This is a genomic window from Kitasatospora sp. NPDC054795 (assembly GCF_053611565.1).
In genome coordinates, this window is record NZ_JBSHAP010000002.1 from 106,925 (window position 1) to 129,868 (window position 22,944).

Below are 22,944 nucleotides of genomic sequence, written 5' to 3' on the forward strand. Positions count from 1 at the left end.
CGTCCCACCCGCAGAAGGCAGGAGTCGACCGTGAGCCTGACCCGTCCGATCCGCTGGGCCCGGCGCGCAGCCGCCGACCAGCAGGACGCCTACCAGGGCGAGGAGGAGCGGCCACTGGCCGGCTACCTCGCCTTGCTGGGCACGTACACGAGCGTTGTCGCGGGGATCGGCGGCGCCGCGTGGGCCACCCGGCGCGCGCTGCCGCGCCTGGGGCCCTTCGAGGTCGTGATGCTCGCCGGCGCCACCCACCAACTGGCGCGGATGCTGACCAAGGACCCGGTCACCAGCCCCCTGCGGGCCCCGTTCACCCGGTACCGCGGTACCGCAGGACCTGCAGAGCTGGCGGAGGACGTGCGCGGCACCGGCATGCGCCACGCCGTGGGCGAACTGGCCACCTGCCCCTACTGCGCCGGCCTGTGGACCGCCACCGCCTTGACCGCGGCCCACATCTTCGCCCCCGCCGCCGCGCGCGTGACCACTACCGTCCTCAGCGCTGTCGCCGGCGCCGACCTGCTGCAGTTGTGCCGCGGCCGACTCCAGGGCGACTCCTGACCGCGACGCCCCTGCCTATCAAGAGAGGAATCCGATGACCGACATCTCGCGCCTGCCCGGCGCCTTCGAACACCACTGGAACTGGCAGCTGCGAGCGGCGTGCCGGCACCTCGGCACCGACCTCTTCTTCCACCCTTCCGGGGAGCGCGGCCAAGCCCACGACAGCCGCGAGGAAGCCGCGAAACAGGTATGTGCTCGCTGCCCGGTGGCCGACGCTTGCCGTGAGCACGCTCTGGAGGTTCGGGAGCCCTACGGGGTGTGGGGCGGCCTCACCGAAGACGAACGCCTCGAACTCCTCGCTCCCGCGCCCTCCCGACCCGCCGCGCGGCACGCAGCCTGACGCGCTGCCCGCGACCCGCTTCGGGCGATTACGACGGGGGACACCGGGAAGGCGCCCGACCGGTGACGAAAATATCCGGGCTGAATCCTTCAGGAGGAAATCTCAATGAGCACCGTGAAGGAATCCATTGACGTCGACGTCCCGCTGCACCGCGCCTACAACCAGTGGACGCAGTTCGAGGACTTCCCCCGCTTCATGGCCGGAGTGGAGGAGGTCCGCCAGACCGACGACCGGCACTGCCACTGGACGACCAAGGTGGCCGGCGCCCGCCGCGAGTTCGACACCGAGATCATCGACCAGCTCCCGGACACGCGGATCGCGTGGCGCACCGTGAGCGGCGACGTGCAGCAGAAGGGCGTCGTCAGCTTCGAGTCACTGGACGACGCCCACACCCGCGTCGTCCTGGCCATGGAGTTCGATCCCCAAGGCGTGACCGAGAAGGCGGGCGCCATGCTCGGCGTTCTCGACCGGCAGGTGAAGGGTGACCTCAAGCGCTTCAAGGGCTTCATCGAGGAGCGCGGCCAGGAGAGCGGCAGCTGGCGTGGGCGCGTCACCCCGGGCGATGCAGCGGGCCCGGCCACCGGGGACGCCCCCGTGCGGGAGACCCCACAGTCGCGGATGACCGCCGAAGGCGCTCCGCCGCCGCCCGACGACGCCCAACCGGGCTCCCAGGGTGATCCGGCCTCCTCAGTCATCGACCCGGACGACATGCGTCACGGCTGACAGGCACGGCCGACCGGTGGCCCGCCGATGTTCGACGGCGGCACCGCCCAGGCTGCCCCCGCTCTGGAACGCAGTCCCCGGCAACGTCGAGGTCCACGATGGCCTCGGCGTCGCCGGGATTGGGCGGCCGGCTGCGGGCGGCCGGTTGGCCGGCGCCCGGCGTCGAACATGCTGGGCTCCGGGGAGGTGGGGCCGCTGACGCGCTTTCGGGCTGCGGGCTCGCGGAGGCGCCTCTGGGCTCCGATCGGGGCGAGCCGGTTTCCGACGCCATCCGGTGGGCAGCCGCGACCGTAGCGCGGGTGGCCACGGCCTGCCCGGTACCGCTCGAAGGACGGAGAGCTTGGAGATGACCATCAATCCCGGACCGCCCGAAGGGCGCCCCCACGCGCCCCTGGTCACCGAGACACCCGACCCGGGCCCTCCCGCTCGGGACGAGCGCGACGCCAAGGACACCGCACTGGACGCCTTCCGGGCACCCGCCCCGGACGGTCCGCTCACCACCGATCAGGGGGTGCGCGTCGACGACACCGACAACTCCCTGACCACCGGCGAGCGCGGCCCCACGCTGCTGGAGGACTTCCAGCTGCGGGAGAAGCTCACCCGCTTCGACCACGAGCGCATCCCCGAGCGGGTGGTGCACGCCCGCGGCGCGGGCGCGTACGGCTTCTTCGAACCGTACGAGTCGCTGGCCGAGTTCACCTGCGCGGATTTCCTCCAGGAGGCCGGGCGCCGAACCCCGGTGTTCGTGCGCTTCTCGACCGTCCAGGGCCCGCGCGGCTCGGCCGACACCGTCCGCGACGTGCGCGGCTTCGCCACCAAGTTCTACACCCGGCACGGCAACTACGACCTGGTCGGCAACAACATGCCGGTGTTCTTCATCCAGGACGCGATCAAGTTCCCCGACTTCGTGCACGCGGTGAAGATGGAACCTCACAACGAGATCCCCACCGGCGGCTCGGCGCACGACACGTTCTGGGACTTCTGCTCGCTCCAGCCGGAGTCCACGCACATGCTGATGTGGGCGATGTCCGACCGGGCGATCCCGCGCAGCTTCCGGATGATGCAGGGCTTCGGCGTGCATACCTTCCGCCTCGTGAACGCCGACGGGCGCGGCACCTTCGTCAAGTTCCACTGGAAGCCGAAGCTCGGCGTCGCCTGCCAGGTCTGGGACGAGGCCCAGATCACCGCCGGACGCGACCCCGACTTCCACCGCCGCGACCTGTGGGAGGCGATCGAGGCCGGCGAGTACCCGGAGTGGGAACTGGGCGTCCAGCTGATCCCGGAGGAAGACGAGTTCGCGTTCCCGTTCGACCTGCTGGACCCGACGAAGCTGGTACCGGAGGAACTCGTGCCGGTGCGGCCGGTGGGGCGGATGGTGCTGAACTGCAACCCGGAGAACTTCTTCGCCGAGACCGAGCAGGTCGCCTTCCACACCGCGAACATCGTCCCGGGTATCGACTTCACCAACGACCCGCTTCTGCAGGGCCGCAACTTCTCCTACCTGGACACCCAGCTGATCCGCCTGGGCGGCCCCAACTTCTCCCAGCTGCCGGTCAACCGACCGCTCGTCGACGTGCGCAACAACCAGCGCGACGGCTACGGCCAGCAGGTGATCCACTCTGGTACCAGCTACGCGCCCGCCTCGGTCGGCGGCGGCTGCCCGGCCGCCATGGGCGGCGGCCGACTGCCCGAGGGGGTCTTCGAGCACTACCAGGAGCGGATCGACGGCGCGGCGATCCGCCGCCGCAGCCCCAGCTTCGCCGACCACTACAGCCAGGCCGCACTGTTCTGGCGCAGTATGGCCGACTGGGAGCAGCAGCACATCGTCGCGGCGTTCGCCTTCGAGCTGGGCAAGGTGGCCGACCAGGAGGTGCGGCGGCGGATGGTGGCCAACCTGGTCCACGTCGATGCCGGCCTGGCCGCGGACGTCGCGCGGCACGTGGGCCTGCCGGAACCGGACGCGGAGCCTGTGGACCCTGGCTCGGTCGAGGACGGAGGCGAGGCCGCCGGGCCGCGCCTGTCCCCGGCACTGAGCCTGGACAACCTGGGTGCCGCCGGTATCCGCACCCGCAAGGTCGCTGTCCTGGCGGGGCCGGGGGCGGACGCCGCTCAGGTGCGCTCCGCCCACGAGCGGTTGGGCGCCGAGGGCGCCACGGTGGAGACCCTGGCAGCACGGGGCGGAGAGCTGGCCGCCCGCGATGGCGAGAGTCTGCCGGTGGACCGCGCGTTGCCCACCACCGCCTCGGTGCTCTACGACGCTGTGATGGTGCCGGACGGAGCCGACCAGGCGCTCGTCACCGACCCGGACGCCGTCCGCTTCGTCACCGAGGCACTGCGGCACGGCAAACCCATGGCCGTGCTCGGCTCCGGGACCGCGCTCCTGCAGGCCGCAGGGGCCGGCGAGCCGGACCGGATCGCCGGAGTCGCCGTCTGCGGACCGGGGCAGCCGGCCGGAACGTCGTTCTGGGACGACTTCGTCCACCTCGTCGAACAGCACCGGTTCCCCCACCGCTGACTCGCGGGAGCCGAGCCGCCAGGTGCTGTCCTGTCCGCCCGCCGGTCTCCGTCCGCATCACCCGTTCGCGGTGGAGTGCACCGGCGGGCGGCGTTGTCAGGGACCGCTCGATGGATCTTCGGCTTAGCGTGGTGTCCGGCGCTGCCGGGGGTAGCCGCCTGACGAGCGGGGGCAGAACATTGTGCGAAGGAGCGGGATCCGATGACCGAGTACGGCTACTTCCTGTCCTGTGAGGAGTTCACCCCGGCGGAGCTGATCGACCAGGCCCGCCGGGCGCAGCAGGCGGGCTTCACCCGCCTGGCCATCTCCGACCACTTCCACCCGTGGAACGAGGCGCAGGGCAACAGCGCGTTCGTGTGGTCGATGATCGGCGCACTGTCGCAGGCCGTGAGCCTGCCCGTCACCACGCTGGTGACCTGCCCCACGGTGCGGCTGCATCCGGCCGTCACCGCGCAGGCCGCAGCGACCTCCAGCGTCCTGCTCGACGGCCGGTTCGCCCTGGGCGTCGGCTCCGGGGAGGCGTTGAACGAGCACATCCACGGCGACCGGTGGCCCTCGTTCGAGGACCGGGCCGAGATGCTGGAAGAGGCGGTCGAGGTGATGCGGGAGCTGTTCACCGGACGGCAGACCAGTCACCGCGGCCGGCACTACACCGTCGACAACGCCCGTCTGTACAGCGCGCCCGAGCAGCCGCTGCCGATCCTCGTGTCCGGATTCGGCCCGAAGGCCGCGGAGCTGGCCGCGCGGATCGGGGACGGGTTCGTCACCATGACCCCGGACGCGGACCTGGTGACCGCATTCCGGGACGGCGGCGGCGTCGGCAAGAAGGTCGTCGGCGGGGTGAAGGTGTGCTGGAGCAGCAACCGGGACAAGGCCGTCGACGTCGTACACCGCCTGTGGCCCACCGAACTGCTGCCCGGCGAGCTGGCACAGATCCTGCCGACCCCGGCCCACTTCGAGCAGGCCAGTGAACTGGTCACCCGCGACATGATCGCCGACGCCGTCACCTGCGGCGACGATGTGGAGGAGCACGTCGAGACGGTGCGCGCCTACGCGCGGGCCGGCTTCGACGAGGTGTACGTCGGACAGGTCGGCCCGGACCAGGAGGTGTTCTTCGACGCCTACCGCGAACTGGTGCTGCCGGCCCTTCAGCGCTGACCTGCGGCACAGCAGGTGCGCCGCGGTTCGGTGACGATCCCGGCGCCACACTGATACCTGGTCAGGAGCTGAGCAGCGCGATGACGGCGTGCTCGATCCACTCGCCGGTCCCGGGTAGCCCCGGCCCCAGGGGATCGGCGCCGGCCTCCGGCGGGGTCGAGGCGATGGTGACGCCCTGGTCGTAGAGCTCGAACAGCCGGGGGTTGATGTAGGAGGCGCGGCACACCGCGGGGGTGTTGCCCAGGTAGGAGGCGATCTCGCGTACCACCCGGGCGCACGCCCGGCGCCGCGCGGCTTGCGAACGCTGGGCGGCGGGCCAGGAGACGGCCAGGCCCACGGCGGTCAGCACGGTGGCGTGCCAGGTACGGAAGTCCTTGGCGGAGATGTCCTGGCCGCTCGCCTGACGCAGGTAGCCGTTCAGCTGCCCGGCGTCGACCGGCTGCCAGCTGCGTGCTCCCAGCAGGCCAGGAGCTGGGGCCCGGTGTCGCTGCGGCGCAACAGGGCACGAACGGCCCGGGCCGCGGTCGGATCCGTGAGGCTGACGTCGCGCTGTCGGCCGGACTTGGCGCGATGGGCGAAGCTGACCGTCGGGCCCTGGACGTTGACCTGGTCGCGCAGGAGGGTGGTCAGGCCGTAGGAGCCGTTGTCCTTGGCATAGGCGGCGGAGCCGACGCGGAAGAAGCCGAGGTCGAGCAGACGTGCCGCGCAGGCCAGCACGCGTCGGCGCTGCAGGCCGCGCAGGGCCAGGTCGGTGGCCACGCGGTCGCGCAGTGCGGGCAGAGCCGCGGCGACGGTGAGGACGGGCTCGTGCTTGGCCAGCTCCTGGCGGGCCCGGAAGTCGGGGTGGTACAGGTACTGGCGACGGCCTGGATGTGGCCGCCCGGCTCCGGGCAGATCCATACCTGCGTCCATGCCGGCGGGATGGCGAGGTCCCTGAGCCGGCCCAACACCTCGGTGCCACGCAGGGGCGCGCCGTGGGCGTCGCGGTAGATGAAGCCTCGGCCGTGGCGAACACGCGTCCAGCCGGGACGGTGCGGATCGCTGGTCGACAGGCGCACCATCGGTCTTCCCTTCCTCGCCGACCCGCCGCGTCCGGTCAGCGCCGGACCCGCCCAGCGCCGGTGACTGCGTCACCTGGGTGGGCGAAGTCGGTCGTGCAACAGCTGAAGGGCGGCGAGGACGGCTGCGTGCTGGATCCCGCTGCGGTCGTGCGTGCTCGGGCGGGCGCGGATGGCGGTGGTGGTGTGGGGTGTGGCGACGGCGACGAAGACGGTCCCCACGTCCTGCCCGTCCTGGGGGGCGGGCCCCGCGACACCGGTGGTGGCCACGCCGTAGGTCGCCCGGGTGATCGTCCGGATGCCCTGCGCCATCTGGCGGGCGACTTCCGGATGGATCGCGCCGACCCGCTCGAGGAGGGCGCCGTCCACGCCGAGGAGCCGCTCCTTGAGGTCGGTGGAGTACGCGACGATGCCGCCGACGAACGTGGCGGCGGCGCCGGGTGCGTCGCCCAGTGCCTCGCACAACCCGCCACTGGTGAGAGATTCCGCCGCCGCCACGGTGTGGCCGGCAGCCGCCAGCGCGCGGTTCACCTCACGCGCCAGCGCCCCTGGCCGGCCAAGCCCCGGCCGTGGTGCTTCCTGCGCCGGCTCTTCGACCCTGCCGTTCTCCGCGGCGCGGACATTCATCGCGGGTCCACGTTGCTGCTTGGCCATGGGAGCAAGGGTGCGATCAACGGGGTTCGAGTGCCAGTCCGCGCGGCTTGCCCAGGCATGAGGGAAGGGGGCGGCGCGCCCGTCCAGCCGACAGGGAGACCTTCTCCGCCCACCCGGCGGGCGCCGTCCCCTTTTCGGCGGCCACCCGGATCAGTCGGACCGGGACCTCTGCGGCTGCTCGGCGGCACCGTGCTCAGGGTCGTGCTGGCGGATCTCGTCCTCGTGCTGCTTGACACGTTCAATGTGCTCGGTGTTCTTCTCGTCGACGTCGTCCTTGAGATGCGACAGGTTCTTGGACTTCCGTTGGGCCTGGTCACGGTCGAACTCGTTCAACGGGCTGCCTTCCTGTGTCGGCCGCAGGCGACTGGCGCGGCGGTCCCGGGCGGGTGGCGAGGTCAGTCGGGCCAGATGCCGGTCAGGCGGCGCGTGCCGACGGCTCCGCTGCGGTCGACCGCGGCCTTGACGAGGGCGAAGACCGCTCCTTGCAGGGCGGCGGCGGTCAGCACCTCTTTCCAGCTGCGTCCCTGATCGGTGGCCTGGGGCGCGTCGTCCTCGTGCCCGAGCAGGGCCCACAGGCGCCTGAAGACGGCGCCCGCGATCAGGCCGCCGAGGGCTCCGAAGAGGAGCCCGAGGGGTTTGTAGAGGATCTTCACCATCTCGGTCTCCTCCTTCGGGTCGCCGTGGCCGGACGGCTGCTTGTGCGTCTGTCCGCCAACCGTCCGGCCAATCCTGCGACGGTGGTCGACCTGTCCGGATCAGACGGCGAGAAGGTCGGTGAGGTCGTCGGCGTGTTCTTCCTCCTCTTCGAGGATGGACTCGATGAGGCGGCGGGTGGTGGGGTCGTGGTCGCCGAGCCAGCGGGCGATCTCCTGGTAGGTGGAGATGACGATCCGCTCGGCCAGCAGGTTGTGCTCCAGCATCGCCTTCAGATCCTTCTCGTCCGGCGCGGTGTAGTCGGTGTGGGCGCGCTGGGCGAGGGTGGCGGGGTCGAAGTCCGGTTCGCCGCCGAGCTGGGCGATCCGCTCGGCAGCCCGCAGGGCGTGCTGCATCTCCTCGGCGGCGTGCTCGGTGAACTCCGCCGCCACCTGAGCACGGTCGATGCCGGTGGCGGAGATCGCGTGCCGGGTGTAACGCAGCCAGCACACGACCTCCGTGGCGACCACGTCGTTCAACACTGCGATCACTTTTTCGGTGTCGAGGCCGTAGGTGCTCGTCACGGCGCCTTCGGCCATCTTCTGCCGGGCCTCGTCCCGGATCCGGCTCACGTCGATCACGAAGTCGTCGCCTGCCACGGTGTGCTCCCAAGAGTTGGAGAAAACGGTGCGACACGCCTTCCCGACACCGGGGGCCGTGACACCGGTATGTGTCCGGCACCACCGATTAGCACCACAGCCGCCTCGGTGGCGGCCCGGCGCATTCAGCCGGCGTCGGGCAGGCGCACTTGAAGGTTGCCGGCGCTGTCGGTGCGGGTGGCGAAGCACGGTTGCGGGGCGGTCGCCGGCCCTCCGACGTTCCAGCCGTCCGAGAGCCGGAAGACGCTGCCGTGCCAGGGGCACGTCACACAGCCGTCGGCGACCTCGCCCTGTGAGAGGGGGCCGGAGAAGTGGCTGCACCGGTCGGCCAGAACCCGGAACGCGTCGTCGGCCTGCCGCACGACCAGCACCGGCACCTCGCCGACCATCCGGCGCGCCGCCTCGCCGATCGTGAACTCGTCCGCGCGGCCGAGGTCGTGCCAGCCGGGCTCGACGAGGTGGGGGACGGGTTCTGTCTTGTTCGCGCCGGCGGCCTGCCGGTAGGCGAGGTGGCCGCCGATCGCCGCACCGGTCCCGACCGCGGTCAGTCCGGCGAAGCCGAGCGCGCGTCCCAGCCCGTTACGGCCGCGCGAGCGGGCCGCCCACGACGCACCGTACAGACCCACCGCGGCCGCGATCGACGCCGCGTGCAGCAGACCGGTACGCATCTGCTGCTCGTGCTGCTCGGCCCAGTCGACCCAGCCCGTCCACGCCGTGGGGGCGGCGGTGACGACGCCGATCGCGACGAGCAGGCGTGCGGCGCGTTCCGAGCCGGGCACCAGGTCGAGGACGCCTGCGGACAGCCAGGCACCGACCGGAACTTGGACCAGCGCGGGGTGCAGCGGGTGCCCCAGGGGGCGGCCGTGCAGCACGCCGCGCAGCCGCCCCAGCGGAAGGCCCTGGACGGCACGCTTCAGGGGCTCGGTGACCGCGTCGAGTTCCTCGGCCCCAGCCACGGCGTCGAGCACCTTCAACGCCCGGACGCCGATACCGTCGTCACCGTCCGACCGTGCGGCGTCGGTGATACGGGTCATGATGGTTCCCATGGGAACCACGCTGCCCGCTGCCCCGCAGCCGCGCTGGCCGGGTTGAGCCGGACGGCGTACCGGGTATCCCGTGCGATCCACTGTCGACAGACCTGGGGCTGTCAACCGGCCAAGGCGTCGAGGTCGCGCAGATAGTCACCGAATCCGCCGCGGGCGCGTGGATCGCGCCGCGCCGAGGTGAGGACGGGGCTGCGGTCGGTGCGCTTGACGCGGTAGCCGCCGGCTTCCAGGGCGGCGACCAGGGCGCGGTCCTCGCCAACGGGCAGCGACTCAAAGCCGCCGGCCGCGCGGTAGGCGTCGGCCCGCACGGCGAGATTCGCGCCGTGGACGTGCCGATGCCCGCCGGCGTACCTCTCCTGCTGGTAGTGCCGCCGGAAAGCAGCGCCGGTGCCTTGCGGGTGGCCGGTCCAGTCCGCGACGTGGACGGTGCCCACGACGGCGTGCCAACCACCGTCCGCGTCGGCCCGCTGGCGGGCCAGCCAGTCGGCCGGGACGCGGGAATCCGCGTCGGTGTGGGCCAACCACATGCTGTCGAGAGTGAGGCCCGGGCAGGAGCTGAGGGTGAGGTCCAGGGCGTGGCGGCTGCCGGCCGCACGGGCGGTCCCGACGTTGCCCGCGGTCAGTTCCAGCAGCTCGGCGCCGTGCCGGCGGGCGATGGCCGCAGTGCCGTCCGTGCAGGCGTCGGCCACCACGACCACCCGGCTCGGCAGGTCCCGCACGTGCGGATGCCGGGCCGCCCGGTGCAACGCGTCCAGGCAGCCGGCGAGCAGCTCCTGTTCGTCGCGGGCCGGCACGATCACGGCGAGGGCGTGGATCACGTCAGCCCTTCGGCGGCGGCGACCGACAGGCTTGCCGCCGGGGTGCCGGGCCGCTCGGGGCGGGTGAACACGTCCAGGAGGAAGTCCGGCTCGGTGTGCGAGGCGATCCGTACCAGGGCCGGATGGCCGCCGGCCTGCTGGTGGACGGCCTCGGCGCTGCGGGCATGGTCGGCCACCAGGTGGCGCCAGTGGACGAGTTCCAGGGTTCCCCCTGGCTCCAGCGACCGCACCGCGCGGTCCAGCAGGTCGGCGGCCTCGACGGCGTCGAAGTAGTACAGGAGTTCCGAAAGGACGACGAGGTCGAAGCTCTCCTGCGGCCAGTCGTCGGGCAGCAGGCGGTGCTCGACCCGCACGTGCGGCAGGTGCGCCAGACGGGCACGGGCCCGCGCGAGGGGGCGTTCCTCCCGGTCGCAGGAGAGCAGGGCCCGGCAGCGGTCGGCGAGCAGAGAGGACAGGACGCCGACCGAGCAGCCGGGCTCGAAGGCGCTGCGGTAGGCGGCTCTGGGCAGAGCCGCGAGGGTGAGGGCGTACTTGCGCTGCTCGTACCAGCGGTCGGCGAGTCGCCATGGATCGTCGTGGTCGGCGTACATGCGGGCGAAATAGCCCCCTGGCGTGCCCGTCGCCTCGCCCACAGTGCCGGGTCGGGACGCGGTCATCGCCAGATCACCTCGAAGTCGCGCCGAATATGGGCGAGTTCGTCGGGCGGCAGGATCGCCGCGTCCTCGGGCCCGGTGCCGAGCGGCTCTGTCTGACTGCGGAAGCACTCCAGCGCCGCGCGCTTGCGGGCCCGGGCGGTGGGCGGCAGCGGGATGCGGGCCGCGCGGTGCCAGGGCAGTCGCGGATCGCCGGGCGCGGCCCAGTGCCAGGCCCACACCGGGTACTCCCACACCGGCACGCCCCGCGCGGCCCCGGCTGCCAGGGCGGCACGGCCGGCCGCCTCGTGGTCCGGGTGCAGGTCCCCGCTGAACGGCGCCACGCACAGGTCGCAGTCGCGCAGCAGCTCGGCCAGCTCGCCGGTCAGCTCCTGTTCGTGCCGTGCGACCCGGCCGTCGGGCACGCCCAGCGCCACGCTCTGTACGTCGGCGCCCAGCCGGCCGAGCGCCTGGTGCAGCTCCCGGGTTCGGACGGCCGCCAGGTCGCGGGCCACCGGGGTGCGGCTGTGCGGGTGGGAAGCCTCGCCGGCGGTGACCGACACCAGGCGCAGCCGGATGTCGCCGGCCGCGAGGGCGGCGATCGTGCCGCCGAAGCCGAGGACCTCGTCGTCGGGATGGGCCGCCACGACAAGGACCCGCGCAGGGCGGCCTCGCGTGGTCGGCAGGCAGGCGAGCGGGTCGATGACGGGAAGGCGGTGAAGCCCGGGCCAGTCCTGCCAGTCCTGTTCGGGGGTGCCGGGCGCCTGGATCGGGTCGGCCGGGGACGATTTCGGCTCAACGGTGGAGAGGGGCTGGGCCTGGCGACTCGTCACTTGTCCTCCCAGTCCAGGCGGGCGGCGGAGGCGGCCCTGCCGAGAGCGGCGAGGTCCCGCTCGGCGTGATGCTGGCGCAGATAGACGGTCAGGTCCGCGACGGCGCGCGCATGGACGGCGTCGTGTCCCAGCGGCGCGGCGCCCAGTGCCCGGCCGACCCGGACCAGGACCTCGCCGGCGGCGTCCTCGACGGCGGCACGCACCCGCATCGTGCGCAGGCGCGCCCTGCCGTCCGCGTCGAGGGGGTCGGTGTCCACGGCAGCAGCGGAGCCGTCCAGCAAAGAGTCGATGGTGGCCAGGCGGGCGTCGACGGCACCGAGGTGCGCCAGCGCGTGCGCGTCCAGGTCCCACGTGCGCGAGGCGGACAGCAGCGTACGGGCGACCGCGCGCGCACCGCCGTACCAGCAGGCGGCGACGCCGATCCCTCCGTGATGGAACCCGGGACGCGCCAGATAGGCACCCGGCTCGCCGACCGGGACGGCGCGGACTCCGTCGAGGTTGACGTCCAGGGTGTCGCTGCCCGCCATACCCGGCCCGGGCCAGCTACCCGGCAGCGGTTCGACGCCGGGCTGTGCGACCTCGACAGCGAACAGGAGCCGCCGATCCCCCTCCCGCGCGGTCACCAGCGCGTGCGTGCACACCCGGGCGCCCGAGCAGAACGGCTTCACCCCGAACAGCCGCCACCCGCCCGGCACCCTGCGGGCCTCCAACGTGTAGCCGGGCGGCTCGGCTGCCCACACCCCCCAGCGGGCCCCGTCCGCGCCCGTCGGCAGGTCGTCCGTGCCCTCGGCGTCGATCTCGGCGAGAACCGCGACGGCGTCCGCGTGCCCCTCGGCGAGCCGGGCCAGGGACAGATCCCACTGCGCCCACCGGGTCAGCGCCTCCCACCGGGTACGGGTCCGGCCGCCACCGGGCAGCGGCAGGTCCAGCTCGCCGCAGAGCGCCATCCGGGTGAACTCCTCCGCGATGCACCGGCGGTGCTGCTCCGCATCGGCTCCCAGGTTCGAAGGATCGCCCAAGCCGCTCAGCGCACCGGCCACCACCTCGTCGGTACTCATCGGCTGTCCTTCCTGTCCGCCCTGCGCGGATCAGGCTGGCGTGGCAGCCGCACAGGCCACGGCGGCAACGTGGACGGTCGGAAGGACGAGCCAGCGGTCACAACGAACTCCTCGACATCGGGCCGGGCGCGGGCAGCGCCGCGCTCGGCAATGCTCCGACTCTGCACCGCGAGCCGGATCCCTGCCCGCTCGACGGCGACAGTTCGCGGCGCCGAACGAGGCACTCAGAGCCGGCAGCAGGACAAGAAGAGAGGAACCATCGCCGGTTGCCTCCACGCGGCCGGACAGCTGATGTCGGGCACGCGTCTGCCCCCGCTGCGACAATCCACTCAGCCAACCCCACCGCTAAGCGAAACGCCGATCCGGCGGAATCAGCTCACAGGGGCGACGGCGAGCTGCTGCCCCCGCCGGACGCGGGGCCTCTGCCGGTGAGGACCTCGGCGCTGACCGCCTGGTGCCAGGCGCTCAGCGTGCGTGTCTGCTCAACCGCACGCCGGATGAGCCGGTCCAGGTCGTCCGGGTCAAGGCGGGGATCGTTGTCGGCAATGGCGCGCAGCGCCTGCCACAGCGCGGTCTTGCCCTCGACGCCGGTGCGCATCGCTTCCAGCTCGATCAGGTCGCTCAGCGGAGAGCGCCGCGCCAGGGTTCCGTTGGGCTTGAGGCGCGCGATACGTTCACCCGCCAGGCCGAGCCAGGTGCGGTAGTGGCGCACGGGCACCGCGAGGGTGTTCATGATCCGTACGAGGTCGTCGCGGTCCTGCTCCACATCGCGGGCCAGGCGGCGCAGCTCGGTCGCGCGGCGGCTGTCCGAGTGTGTGTCGGCCATGCGGCGGGCTAGCGCGGCGCCGCCGAACGCACCGGTCAGGTGATCGTTCAGGTAGACGCTCATCGGCTCCGCCAGGAGTTGGGGAGACATTGCGAGTCCTCCGAGAGAGTGCCGGCCCGGCCGCGCCGGCAGGGACAGAGGCACCGGGGGTGCGCGGCCCGGGGAGTTCTTCCATGGTGCCCTGTGCCGTCGGCGAATGCCTGTGCGGCGAGGCTCTCCACAACGGTTCGGCGAGAGGCTCGGTGGGTCCCGGACAGCGTGCCGGCCGGCAGGCGGGGGACGTCCGGCGGACGTGGTTGCCGACGTGACCACAGACGGGGCGCGGCGACCGCCGCCGTAGGAGCGCGTTGCATGGACGAGGTGCGCGAGGCGAGCAAGGCGGTCCCAGCGCCGGCCCTCGTCGTGCGCCGGTTTCGAGCGCGGCGTGCTGGTGTCCTACCAGTGGGCCACCGGAGCGCAGCCCGAAGCGCTCATCACCGCTGGCGCGTCACTCGGTACTGGGGCTCACCCGCGTGACGTGCTGGTTACCGCCTGGCCGGTGTTCGGGCACGGCAGGCTGTTGGGCTCTGCCCGGTCGGCGGGATCGGGAGCGCTCCCTTCGCGGGGTGGCGTTCGGGCGGCGGGGCGGCGAGCATCAAGCCTATGGCCGACCACGAACTTCCCCTGAGTCACGATGCGTTCTACCTGGACGCCACAGCCCGCATGTTCGGGTGGAGCGTCGCGCGGGAGACTGACGAGAGCCTCGTGCTGTCGCTGTCCGAGTGGACGCTGCGGGCGTTGTTCTCGCACGACGGTGGTTTCCGCTGCGCGCGGGCCAAGGGTCCGGGCAGCGCCGATGTGGAGTTGGCGCTGCGGGAGGTCCTCGACGTGGTGGAGGAGTACGGCAGCGCCAAGCCGCCGACACCGTAGCCCGGCCTCGAAGAGAGCTGCCGGCGGGGACTCGTCAGTGCAGCGGCTCGGCATGCAGACACTGCCACTGCCGGGCTCCGCCGCCAGGACAGTCCGCTCCCGGGAGCGGCTGCGCGACGTGGTCGTCACCGATCTGCACGCGGAACGCGCCCGACTCGTCCGCGTACACGGGCAGTCCTTCCGCGGTGAGATCGCCGGTCAAGTGCACCACGAGCACGGTGGGCGGCCCGTGGCGGCCGGGGGTGCCAGGAAGGGTGATGCCGTAGCGCCGGATGGGGGCCATGAGGGGCACTCTCCTCACCGTCTTCGTACCCTGGGCGGCCTGTCGCCGCAGGGGGCGCCGCCACCTGCGGAATGCTCGTCCATCGTAGTCGCGTGGCCCGGAGCACAGCCTGGGGCTGGTGGGGCTGCTCATTGCCCTTGGCGGCCGAGGCTGCGACGGTGGGCAAAGACCCGTCCGCCACCCTCGCCGGCGAACGCGCCCAGGGCGAAGCCGGCACGATCGGCGCCGGAGACGATGCCGACGAGATCCTTCACCCCATGGGCCGTCCACGAGGTCCGCCGGCTGCCCGTCATCGACGGCCGCCGCCTGATCTGCATCGTCGCCCAGACCGACGTCGCACGCGCACTGCCCGACCCTCAGGTCGGCCAGCCCAGCGACTGGTACCGCAGGCCCCCCGAGCCGGCCACTTCGCCCCGTGCCGACAGCGCCTTCCCGGGCAGGCGTCGAACGACCGGTGGGGCCGTTCCGAGACGGGCTGTCGGTGGCCAGTTGGATTCCCCCACCGGCGGCCACCTGTCGGCGGTCGCTTGGCCACGAATCTCGCCACGGTCAGTAGCGAAGCTTGGCTCATTGCCCCGGGCGACCCCGCGCTCGGTCGGCACGTCGCTTCCGAGCCGACGGTTCCGGTCGGTGTCGCCATGAGCGGACACGAACCAGTACCTTGAGTAACTCACTCGTGATTCTCAGTGAGGATTGTAATGCCGTACTCACCGTTGCTGATCAAGCCGTTCCGGGACGAACTGACCTCGGTCGGCTTCGTCGAGCTGTACACCTCTGACGATGTCGACCGCGCCATGAAGGATGCCGCCACCGGCATGACCCTGGTGGTCTTCAACTCCGTCGCCGGCTGCGCGGCCGCCACGGCCCGCCCTGGTGTCCGGCTCGCTCTCGAAGGGGACGCCAAGCGCCCGGACCGGCTGCTCACCGTCTTCGACGAGCAGGACATCGAAGCCACCGCCAAGATGCGCTCCTACATCGAGGACATCCCCCCGTCCCACCCCTCCATCGCCCTCTTCAAGGACGGCGAACTCGTCTACTTCGTACCCCGCCACCGCATTGAAGGCCGCGACGCCCAGAGCCTCGCCGCCGACCTCCAATCCGCCTTCAACGAGCTCGGCCGGTAACAGCCCCACCGCGCTGCGGACCGGTCCCTGCCTACTGGCCGGGACCGGTCCGCACGGGTCGCGGTTCCTCAAGACACATTGCGCGAGCCGACTGGTCCGTCAACGGTCACCGCGAGTGTCCGGCAGTCCGCCGCCGCGGAGCGCAAACTGGCCGCAGGCGGGGGCCACCAGTGGGGAACCGCCGGCCGTGCACGGGAGTCAATCTCGGCCGCTGTCAACGGGCCCAGTGGGCCTCGGGCGCGTAGCCTGCCGGGTCTGCGAGGACGCTGCCGTCCAGGCCGGTGAGAAGCTCGGTGACGTCGGCGTGGATCTCCAGTGCCCCGGCCGCGCGAAGGGCGCGCTCGCCGAAGCCGCCGGACAGGACCGCGATGCACGGCACCTCGGCCTGGGCGGCGGCCTGCACGTCCCACGGGGTGTCGCCGACGAACACCGCCCGGTCGGGTCCGACACCGGCCTTGGCCAGGGCGGCATGGACGAGGTCGGGGGCGGGCTTGCTGGCGTCCACGTCGTCGGCGCAGGTAGCGGCGTCGATCGCGTCGTCCGCGTCCAGGGCGCGCCGCATCACCGCGAGGTCCCGGGAGGAGGCGGAGGAGGCAAGAACGACCGTCCAGCCGCGGCGCTTGAGAGCCCGCAGCAAGTCGCCGGCCCCGTCGAAGGCCCGCAGGCCGGGCCAGAACCGGGCGAACAGCGCATGGTGCGCCGTGCTGATCGCCTCGTCGCGGTCGCGGTCGCGTCCCTCGCCGAGCAAATGGTCCAGGAGCTGGTCGCCGCCCATGCCGATCGCGCCATGGATGCGCGCCATCGCCGGGTTGTGACCGAACTGGGCCAGGGCTTGCGCCCAGGCCACGGTGTGCCAGTAGTTCGTGTCGAGCAGCGTCCCGTCGACGTCGAACAGCGCTGCGGCCGGCATCGTCCGCCTCCTCGCTCGGGTCGTGTTCGCCGATCCTCGACGCTACGGCCCGCCCGCGCCGACTGCACGGCCGCCACGCCCGTTTCCGGCCGCCGATCGCGGGAACCCGCCCCGTATGACACCTCACCAGCCGACCGTCCGGACCGTGGTGGTCACCGGGGCCAGCGGCGGCATCGGACGCGCCTGCGCAGTAGCGTTCGCCACCCGTGGGGACCGGCTCGCGTTGATCGCCCGCGGCCGTGCCGGCTTGGCCGGGGCGGTGCGCGAGGCGGAGCAGGCCGGTGCCGCGAAGGTGATCGCCATCGAGATGGACGTCGCCGACCCGCAGGCGGTGGAGGTCGCCGCCGAGCGGGTCGAGCAGGAGCTCGGCCCGATCGACGTGTGGGTCAACGACGCATTCGCCTCCGTCTTCGCCCCCTTTGTCGAAATCACCCCCGAGGAGTTCCGGCGGGTCACCGAGGTCAGCTACCTCGGCTACGTGTACGCCACCGGTGCGGCGCTACGCCGCATGCTGCCGCGTGACGCGGGGGTGATCGTGCAGGTCGGCTCGGCGATCGCCTACCGCGGCATCCCGCTGCAGAGCGCCTACAGCGGCGCCAAGCACGCCATCCAGGGCTTCAACGAGGCGCTGCGCTGCGAACTCCTCGCCTCCGGCACCAAGGTGCGCACCACGATGGTGCAGATGCCGGCCGTGAACACACCGCAGTTCGACTGGGTCCGCTCCCGCCTGCCCCGGCGCGCCCAGCCGGTGCCACCGATCTACCAGCCCGAGGTCGCCGCCCGCGCCGTCCTGTACGCGGCCGACCACCCCGGGCGGCGCGAGTACTGGGTCGGGGCCAGCACGGTGGCCACCCTGATCGCGAACACCCTCGTTCCGGGCCTGCTGGACCGCTACCTGGCCCGCACCGGCTTCGCCTCCCAGCAGACAGGCCGGCGGCGGCGCACGAGCGACCCGGACAACCTCTTCCAACCTGTGGATTCGGGGCGGGACTTCGGAGCCCACGGCCGGTTCGACGACCAGGCACAAGCTCGCAGCCTCCAACAGGAAGCCGCCCACCGCCTGGGCGCTCTCGCCAGCGGGGCACGGCGGGCGGCCGGATGGGTGAGGGCGGGTTTGCCCCGGGCTCGCGCCGGGTTCGTCTCCCCGATGCGGGGCACACGCGCCTCGCAGCCACACGAGTAGGAGAGTGACCATGCCTCGCGGATCAACTCCCAAGCGGGAACGCCAGTACGAGCACATCAAGGACAGTGCGCAGGAGCGCGGTGAGAGCGAGAAGCGCGCCAAGGAGATCGCCGCCCGCACGGTCAACAAGGAACGGGCACGGCACGGCGAGTCGAAGACCGCCAGCCGTAGCTCGGTCAAGGACATCTCCTCCTCCCGGCGCGGCGGCCTGCGCTCCCACAGCGGATCCCAGGGCCCGACGAAGGAGCAGCTGTACAACGAGGCGAAGAAGCGCAACATCCACGGCCGCTCGAAGATGAACAAGAAGCAGCTCGAGCACGCACTCGGCCGATAGGAGACCGTGATCATGGGATCCGTTCCCATTCGGCCCGACCCGGACGTCACCCCCGTGCCGCCACCCGCATCTCCGTCACCCCCGGGCCCGCCGAAGCCGGTCGAACCGCCACAACCTCCGGACCCGCCGGCACCGCCCGGCCCGCCCACCCCGCCCCCCGAGCCGACCACCCCACCCCGCCCGGGCGAACCCGCCCCGCAGGAGCCCGGGTCTCGCCCCCAGGAACCGCCGGACTGAACGCAGCTTGCTCGGCGGCGCTGAACCGTACGGGTGGCGCGCCGGGCATGCCACCCGCCATTCGCGGGGCGGCGGGCCAGGTGGTCGAACAATGGCTTGGGTGACAGGAGGTCCGGTGCGCGCTGGGGTCGAGATCGTGGTGTGGTGCGCAGGCCTGCTGGGCCTGACGGTGGTGTCGATCAGCTCGGTGACGCCCGCCGAGCTGGCGGTCGCCGGCGTCGCAGCGGTGGGCGGGGCACCGGCGGCGCGGCGGATGCGCTTGGCCGCCGGCGCCGGTTTCACTGGAGCCCGCTGCGCAGCACGGTCGGTGCTGTCCCTGCCTCGGGCGGTCGTTCGCGGCCTGGCCGTCCTGGTGGCCGCCATGGCGCACTGCCCCGAGACTGCGGTACGGCGCGTCCGCCTGAAGCCGGGGGCGGACGCGGGCTGGGCCGGCGTGCTGCTCGCCGCTTCCCCGGACACCTGCGTGATCGACGTCCCTGGCCACGACGAGGTGGTGGTGCACGCCCTGCGGCCGGACGCGGGCCCTGTCGAAAGGGCCGTCGCCCTCCAGGGCAGGAAGCGGTGAACGCGTGGGCCGTGGCCGCCCTCGTCCTGCTGGCCGCCCCGGTACCCGCCTGCCTGTGGGTGGTGGCGCGAGGCACCGCGGTGCGCCGACTCGCGGGGGCCTCCCTGCTGTCGACCATCGTCGGGGCGGTGTTCCTCCTGCTACCGCAGGCCTACGACCGGTCCTCCTACCAGGACCTCGCGCTGATGCTGGCCATCCTCGCACCCGCCGGCACGCTGGTCTTCACCCGATTCGTGGCCGGCCGACAGCACGAGACACGGCCGGATCCCGACGCTTCCAGCACCGAGACGTGACTGGCAGTCCACCCGGCCCCGGCCGGCGTTCGCAGGAAAATGCGCAGGAGAGGAGGCCGGATGACGATACGACACCTGATCACGCTCGTGCTCCTCTGGTCCGGGGCGGGGTGCATGCTGCTCTCCGCACTGGCGATGCTGCGCCTTCGCGGGACACTGGTGCGGCTGCACGCCCTGAGCCCCGCGTCCGTGGCCGGAATGCCGCTGATCGCCGCGGCTGTCGCCGTGGACCAGGGGGTTGGCCGGCCGGCGGTCAAGACGCTGTTCATCGGACTGCTCTTCGCCGTCGGTGGCACGGTCACCACGATCGCCATCGGCCGCGCCTCCCGCCAGACCGAGGGCTCCGAGGAGGGAACCTCGTGAACGAGTGGCTGATCGGCGCCGCTCTGCTGTTCGTGGTCGTTGCTGCCACCGCGGCGGTGCTCACCCGCGACCCGGCCCGCCAGGCCGTCGTCCTGTCCGCACTCGGGCTGGGTCTGTCGGTGCTGTTCGCCGTACTGCAGGCCCCGGACGTGGCCCTGTCCCAGCTGGCCGTCGGCACCGCGCTGACCCCGCTGCTGATCCTCCTCAGTGTCCGCAAGGTCACCCGTCGCTCCACCGGCAAGCCCGGCACCGACGACCGCGGCGAGAGCACCGGACAGGGGGAGGGGTGACGGCGCGCGCCCGGCTGATCATGTTCCTGGTCGCCGCCGCCGTGATCGCCGCCTTCTTCGCCGCCGCCTGCACCGGGATACCGCGCTTCGGCGGATCCGACCACCCGTACGGCGACCGGGCGGTGGCGGCGGCCCTCTCCCATCGCACGGCCAACGTCGTCTCCTCCGTCAACTTCGACATCCGCGCCTTCGACACCCTGGGCGAGGAGTCCATCCTCTTCGGCACCGTCCTGGGCGCGACCCTGCTGCTGCGCCGGGCCCGCGACGAACGCCACCGCCGCGCCGAGGCCGAGCGCGTCATGCCCACCACCCGCCTGTTCGGCGCGCTTCTGCTCCCGGTCACCCTGGTGGTGGGCGTCTACATCGTCGCGCACGGCCAGCTCAGCCCTGGCGGCGGCTTCCAGGGCGGAGTAGTGCTCGCCACCGCCCTGCACCTGGCCTACGTCGCGGCCGACTACCGGGCCCTGAAGAAGCTTCGCCCACTGACCGTCCTGGACGTCGCGGACTCACTCGCCGCCGCCTCCTTCACCCTCGTCGGCTTGGCCGGTCTGATCGCCGGCGGCGCGTTCCTGAAGAACGTGCTGCCGCTCGGCACCTTCAACGAGATCACGTCCGGCGGCACCGTCCCCGTGCTCAACGCCGCCGTCGGAGTCGAGGTCGCCTCCGGGCTCATCGCCCTGCTCGCCCACTTCCTCGACCAGGCCGTCGAACTCACCGACCCCGACGAACCTCAGACCGGAGACAGCTGATGGGGATCTGGCCCTACCTTGCCGCCGGATGGGTCCTGCTCATCGCCCTCTACGGCCTGGTCACCAGCCGCAACCTGATCCACGCCATCGGATGCCTGGCCGTCGCCCAGTCCTCCACCTACCTACTGCTCCTGGCCGTCGGCTACCGCCGCAACGGCACAGCTCCCGTCTACTCCGACCTCACACCTGGCACCCGCCCGGTCGTCGACCCCGTGGTCCAGGCCCTGGCCCTGACCGACGTGGTGGTCGGCGCCACCGTCACGGCACTCCTGCTCGCCCTGACCGTTCAACTGCGCAAACGCCACCACACCGTCGACCCGCAGGCCCTCACCGGCCTGAAGGGCTGACCGGCCGTGACAGCTGCCGACCTCCTGCCGCTGGCCGTCGCCATCCCGCTGCTCGGCGCAGCCCTGCTCGCCGTAGCCGGGCGCCTGCTGCCCCGGACCGGCTGCGACATCATCGCGACCACCCTCGCCACGGCCGAGGTGCTCTGCCTCGTCCTGGTGTGGACGCGCGGCGGACCACTCGCCACGGCCGACCTGGGCGGCTGGCCCGCCCGGGTCGGCATCGTGCTCGCCGCGGACCGGATCGGAGCCGGTCTGGCCCTGCTGGTCGCCGCCCTGGTCCTTGCCGTGATCGTCTACTCCTGGCGGTACTTCGACGAACCGAAGGGCGAGCACGCCGGCATCTTCCCCGCCCTGATCCTGCTGTTCGAGGCCGGCATGGCCGGTTTCGCGCTCACCGGAGACCTGTTCAACGCCTTCGTCTTCTTCGAACTCATGGGAGCCGCCGCCTACGCGCTGACCGGCTACCGCATCGAAGACCCCCGCCCGCTCCAGGGCGCGCTCACCTTCGGCATCGTCACCTCCTTCGCCGCCTACTGCTCCCTGCTGGGCATCGGCGTGCTCTACTCCCGGACCGGCGAACTGAACCTGGCCCGCCTCGGCCACCAGCTCGCCGGGCACCGCACCGACCTGCTGACCGTGGTCGCGTTCGTCCTCATCTGCACCGCCTTCCTGGTCAAGGCCGCCGCCGTCCCGTTCCACTTCTGGCTGCCCGACGCCCACGCGGTCGCCCCGACCCCGGTGTGCATGCTGATGTCCGGCGTCATGGTCGAACTCGGCGTCTACGGCATCGCCCGCGTCTAGTGGACCGTATTCTCCGGCCCCGGCGGCATCCCCCACGATGCGTTCCGCACCACCTTCGCGGCCCTGGGCGTGCTGACCGCCCTGGTCGGCGCCGTGATGTGCTGGCAGCAAAGACATCTCAAGCGCCTGCTGGCGTTCTCCACCGTCAGCCACGTCGGCCTGTTCCTCATCGGCGTCGCACTGCTCACCCCCGACGGCGTCGTCGGGACGGCGCTCTACGTCGGCGCGCACGGCTGCGTGAAGGCCGCCCTGTTCGCCCTGACCGGGGTCCTGCTGGACCGCTACGGCTCCGTCGACGAGCACGGCCTGTACGGCAGGGCACGCGAGCTGCGCGGGGTCGGTGTCCTGTTCGTCGTCGGCGCCCTCGCGCTGGCCGGGCTTCCGCCATTCGGTACCGGCCTGGGCAAAGCCGTGACCGAGGACGCCGCCGGACACTGGCAGCCGTGGCTGCCCGCCGTGTTCGTCGCCGCCTCCGCCCTCACCGGCGCCGCAGTGCTCCGCGCCGGCCTGCGGGTCTTCTGGGGCGCCGGACCGGCGCCCCGCAGCAGCGCCGGCGAGGAGGAGACCACCGGTGAGCGCAAGGAACCCGAGATCCGCTCCATGAGGCGCACTCTGCCTCCGACCATGATCATCGTCCCCGCCGTCCTGCTCGCTCTCGCCGCAGCCCTCGGCTGCCTGCCCATGGTCGTTGACACCCTCGCGCGCGGGGCGGCCGCCTTCACCGACCCCGCCCGCTACACGGCCGCAGTCACCGGGCAGAGCGCACCGTCTGCGATCCCTGCGCCGCCCGCGGACTGGACCACCACGGGTATCTTTCTCGGCCTGCTGTCCGCCGGACTCGCCGTCGCACTCGCCACCGCCGCAATCCGCCGGCACCCACCAGAAATGCCCGAGCGACACCCTGCCGCCCTCGCCGTCCGGGCACTGCGCCGCCTGCACTCCGGACACCTCGGTGACTACCTGGCCTGGCTGGCACTCGGCGTCGCGGTGCTGTGCGCCGCGATCACCGCCCAGGTCTGAAGCGCCGCCCGCCTCGTGGTCGGCAACAGCG

The 22,944-nt window shown here is 72.3% G+C and carries 29 protein-coding genes and 3 pseudogenes; 16 read left to right on the forward strand and 16 right to left on the reverse strand.

All coding sequences use genetic code 11. From position 1 onward, the window contains the following. Positions 1–30 precede the first annotated feature (30 nt). The 5 genes and pseudogenes from ACWGJO_RS01250 to ACWGJO_RS01270 all read left to right on the forward strand — a co-directional run bounded on the left by ACWGJO_RS01250 (position 31) and on the right by ACWGJO_RS01270 (position 5,288). Positions 31–552, forward strand: a complete 522-nt coding sequence (locus tag ACWGJO_RS01250; RefSeq protein ID WP_452181572.1) for a DUF1360 domain-containing protein — start codon at positions 31–33, stop codon at positions 550–552. A gap of 34 nt (positions 553–586) precedes the next feature. Then, positions 587–892, forward strand: coding sequence for a WhiB family transcriptional regulator (locus tag ACWGJO_RS01255; protein ID WP_402385746.1), 306 nt, complete (start codon positions 587–589; stop codon positions 890–892). 105 nt (positions 893–997) lie between these two features. Beyond that, positions 998–1,459: pseudogene (locus tag ACWGJO_RS01260) on the forward strand (SRPBCC family protein); the annotation flags it as partial. Between the two features lie 502 nt (positions 1,460–1,961). Further along, positions 1,962–4,130 carry a catalase gene (locus ACWGJO_RS01265; protein WP_452181573.1) on the forward strand — a complete coding sequence of 723 codons (2,169 nt, stop codon included), beginning with the start codon at positions 1,962–1,964 and terminating at the stop codon, positions 4,128–4,130. Positions 4,131–4,331: 201 nt separating this feature from the next. Then, positions 4,332–5,288 carry a TIGR03557 family F420-dependent LLM class oxidoreductase gene (locus tag ACWGJO_RS01270; protein WP_452181574.1) on the forward strand — a complete coding sequence of 319 codons (957 nt, stop codon included), beginning with the start codon at positions 4,332–4,334 and terminating at the stop codon, positions 5,286–5,288. 61 nt (positions 5,289–5,349) lie between these two features. Here the strand turns inward: ACWGJO_RS01270 and ACWGJO_RS01275 are convergent, their stop codons facing one another. The 13 genes and pseudogenes from ACWGJO_RS01275 to ACWGJO_RS01335 all read right to left on the reverse strand — a co-directional run bounded on the left by ACWGJO_RS01275 (position 5,350) and on the right by ACWGJO_RS01335 (position 13,568). Further along, positions 5,350–5,751: a hypothetical protein gene (locus ACWGJO_RS01275; protein WP_452181630.1), complete on the reverse strand. Its 402-nt coding sequence runs from the start codon at positions 5,749–5,751 to the stop codon at positions 5,350–5,352. Beyond that, positions 5,706–6,188, reverse strand: coding sequence for a hypothetical protein (locus ACWGJO_RS01280; protein WP_452181575.1), 483 nt, complete (start codon positions 6,186–6,188; stop codon positions 5,706–5,708). Before ACWGJO_RS01280 ends, ACWGJO_RS01275 begins: the two co-directional genes overlap by 46 nt. Positions 6,189–6,208: 20 nt before the next feature. Next, positions 6,209–6,349 (reverse strand): annotated as a pseudogene (locus tag ACWGJO_RS01285) (DNA topoisomerase IB); the annotation flags it as partial. Between the two features lie 69 nt (positions 6,350–6,418). After that, a complete protein-coding gene (locus ACWGJO_RS01290; RefSeq protein WP_452181576.1) occupies positions 6,419–7,000 on the reverse strand; it encodes a CinA family protein in 582 nt (193 codons plus the stop codon). A 150-nt stretch (positions 7,001–7,150) separates the two neighbouring features. After that, positions 7,151–7,333 (reverse strand): hypothetical protein, encoded by a 183-nt coding sequence (locus tag ACWGJO_RS01295; RefSeq protein WP_452181577.1) that lies wholly within the window; start codon positions 7,331–7,333, stop codon positions 7,151–7,153. Positions 7,334–7,395: 62 nt separating this feature from the next. Further along, complete coding sequence (locus ACWGJO_RS01300; RefSeq protein ID WP_452181578.1) at positions 7,396–7,656, reverse strand: DUF4235 domain-containing protein; 261 nt, start codon at positions 7,654–7,656, stop codon at positions 7,396–7,398. A 99-nt stretch (positions 7,657–7,755) separates the two neighbouring features. Continuing rightward, a complete protein-coding gene (locus ACWGJO_RS01305; RefSeq protein WP_452181631.1) occupies positions 7,756–8,232 on the reverse strand; it encodes a ferritin-like domain-containing protein in 477 nt (158 codons plus the stop codon). A gap of 185 nt (positions 8,233–8,417) precedes the next feature. Continuing rightward, on the reverse strand, positions 8,418–9,326 hold the full coding sequence (locus tag ACWGJO_RS01310) for a Rieske 2Fe-2S domain-containing protein (RefSeq protein WP_452181579.1): 909 nt from the start codon (positions 9,324–9,326) through the stop codon (positions 8,418–8,420). Positions 9,327–9,439: 113 nt separating this feature from the next. After that, positions 9,440–10,156: a glycosyltransferase gene (locus tag ACWGJO_RS01315; protein WP_452181580.1), complete on the reverse strand. Its 717-nt coding sequence runs from the start codon at positions 10,154–10,156 to the stop codon at positions 9,440–9,442. After that, positions 10,153–10,812 carry an SAM-dependent methyltransferase gene (locus tag ACWGJO_RS01320; protein WP_452181581.1) on the reverse strand — a complete coding sequence of 220 codons (660 nt, stop codon included), beginning with the start codon at positions 10,810–10,812 and terminating at the stop codon, positions 10,153–10,155. Before ACWGJO_RS01320 ends, ACWGJO_RS01315 begins: the two co-directional genes overlap by 4 nt. Further along, complete coding sequence (locus tag ACWGJO_RS01325) at positions 10,809–11,621, reverse strand: PIG-L deacetylase family protein (RefSeq protein ID WP_452181582.1); 813 nt, start codon at positions 11,619–11,621, stop codon at positions 10,809–10,811. Before ACWGJO_RS01325 ends, ACWGJO_RS01320 begins: the two co-directional genes overlap by 4 nt. Continuing rightward, positions 11,618–12,679, reverse strand: a complete 1,062-nt coding sequence (locus ACWGJO_RS01330; protein WP_452181583.1) for an acyl-CoA dehydrogenase — start codon at positions 12,677–12,679, stop codon at positions 11,618–11,620. The genes ACWGJO_RS01325 and ACWGJO_RS01330 overlap by 4 nt, the downstream gene beginning before the upstream one ends. 376 nt (positions 12,680–13,055) lie before the next feature. Next, a complete protein-coding gene (locus ACWGJO_RS01335) occupies positions 13,056–13,568 on the reverse strand; it encodes a hypothetical protein (RefSeq protein WP_452181584.1) in 513 nt (170 codons plus the stop codon). Positions 13,569–14,147: 579 nt separating this feature from the next. Here ACWGJO_RS01335 and ACWGJO_RS01340 point away from each other — a divergent pair. After that, positions 14,148–14,414 (forward strand): hypothetical protein, encoded by a 267-nt coding sequence (locus tag ACWGJO_RS01340; RefSeq protein WP_452181585.1) that lies wholly within the window; start codon positions 14,148–14,150, stop codon positions 14,412–14,414. 34 nt (positions 14,415–14,448) lie between these two features. Here ACWGJO_RS01340 and ACWGJO_RS01345 read toward each other — a convergent pair whose 3' ends face one another. After that, positions 14,449–14,697, reverse strand: a complete 249-nt coding sequence (locus tag ACWGJO_RS01345; protein ID WP_452181586.1) for a DUF6296 family protein — start codon at positions 14,695–14,697, stop codon at positions 14,449–14,451. A gap of 128 nt (positions 14,698–14,825) precedes the next feature. Then, positions 14,826–14,951 carry a hypothetical protein gene (locus tag ACWGJO_RS01350; RefSeq protein WP_452181587.1) on the reverse strand — a complete coding sequence of 42 codons (126 nt, stop codon included), beginning with the start codon at positions 14,949–14,951 and terminating at the stop codon, positions 14,826–14,828. A 444-nt stretch (positions 14,952–15,395) separates the two neighbouring features. Between ACWGJO_RS01350 and ACWGJO_RS01355 the strand changes: the two genes are divergently transcribed. After that, positions 15,396–15,821, forward strand: coding sequence for a BrxA/BrxB family bacilliredoxin (locus ACWGJO_RS01355; protein ID WP_452181588.1), 426 nt, complete (start codon positions 15,396–15,398; stop codon positions 15,819–15,821). A gap of 214 nt (positions 15,822–16,035) precedes the next feature. On the opposite strand, the gene ACWGJO_RS01360 is transcribed toward ACWGJO_RS01355, so the two are convergent. Then, on the reverse strand, positions 16,036–16,731 hold the full coding sequence (locus ACWGJO_RS01360) for an HAD family hydrolase (RefSeq protein ID WP_452181589.1): 696 nt from the start codon (positions 16,729–16,731) through the stop codon (positions 16,036–16,038). A 115-nt stretch (positions 16,732–16,846) separates the two neighbouring features. Between ACWGJO_RS01360 and ACWGJO_RS01365 the strand changes: the two genes are divergently transcribed. The 9 genes and pseudogenes from ACWGJO_RS01365 to ACWGJO_RS01405 all read left to right on the forward strand — a co-directional run bounded on the left by ACWGJO_RS01365 (position 16,847) and on the right by ACWGJO_RS01405 (position 22,913). Continuing rightward, positions 16,847–17,914 (forward strand): SDR family oxidoreductase, encoded by a 1,068-nt coding sequence (locus ACWGJO_RS01365; protein WP_452181590.1) that lies wholly within the window; start codon positions 16,847–16,849, stop codon positions 17,912–17,914. A 10-nt stretch (positions 17,915–17,924) separates the two neighbouring features. Next, entirely contained in the window at positions 17,925–18,248 is a 324-nt protein-coding gene (locus ACWGJO_RS01370) for a plasmid stabilization protein (protein WP_452181591.1), read from the forward strand. A 352-nt stretch (positions 18,249–18,600) separates the two neighbouring features. Continuing rightward, positions 18,601–19,050 (forward strand): hypothetical protein, encoded by a 450-nt coding sequence (locus tag ACWGJO_RS01375; RefSeq protein ID WP_452181592.1) that lies wholly within the window; start codon positions 18,601–18,603, stop codon positions 19,048–19,050. Then, positions 19,047–19,343, forward strand: a complete 297-nt coding sequence (locus ACWGJO_RS01380) for a monovalent cation/H+ antiporter complex subunit F (protein ID WP_452181593.1) — start codon at positions 19,047–19,049, stop codon at positions 19,341–19,343. Before ACWGJO_RS01375 ends, ACWGJO_RS01380 begins: the two co-directional genes overlap by 4 nt. Before the next feature lie 60 nt (positions 19,344–19,403). Further along, positions 19,404–19,706 carry a cation:proton antiporter gene (locus ACWGJO_RS01385; RefSeq protein WP_452181594.1) on the forward strand — a complete coding sequence of 101 codons (303 nt, stop codon included), beginning with the start codon at positions 19,404–19,406 and terminating at the stop codon, positions 19,704–19,706. After that, complete coding sequence (locus tag ACWGJO_RS01390; protein ID WP_452181595.1) at positions 19,703–19,996, forward strand: Na(+)/H(+) antiporter subunit B; 294 nt, start codon at positions 19,703–19,705, stop codon at positions 19,994–19,996. The genes ACWGJO_RS01385 and ACWGJO_RS01390 overlap by 4 nt, the downstream gene beginning before the upstream one ends. After that, the gene (locus ACWGJO_RS01395; RefSeq protein ID WP_452181596.1) at positions 19,993–20,745 is read left to right on the forward strand and encodes an MnhB domain-containing protein; all 753 of its coding nucleotides are present in this window, start codon (positions 19,993–19,995) and stop codon (positions 20,743–20,745) included. The genes ACWGJO_RS01390 and ACWGJO_RS01395 overlap by 4 nt, the downstream gene beginning before the upstream one ends. Next, positions 20,745–21,092, forward strand: coding sequence for a sodium:proton antiporter (locus tag ACWGJO_RS01400; RefSeq protein WP_396323516.1), 348 nt, complete (start codon positions 20,745–20,747; stop codon positions 21,090–21,092). The genes ACWGJO_RS01395 and ACWGJO_RS01400 overlap by 1 nt, the downstream gene beginning before the upstream one ends. Before the next feature lie 6 nt (positions 21,093–21,098). Continuing rightward, positions 21,099–22,913, forward strand: a pseudogene (locus tag ACWGJO_RS01405) (complex I subunit 5 family protein). Positions 22,914–22,944: the final 31 nt, after the last annotated feature.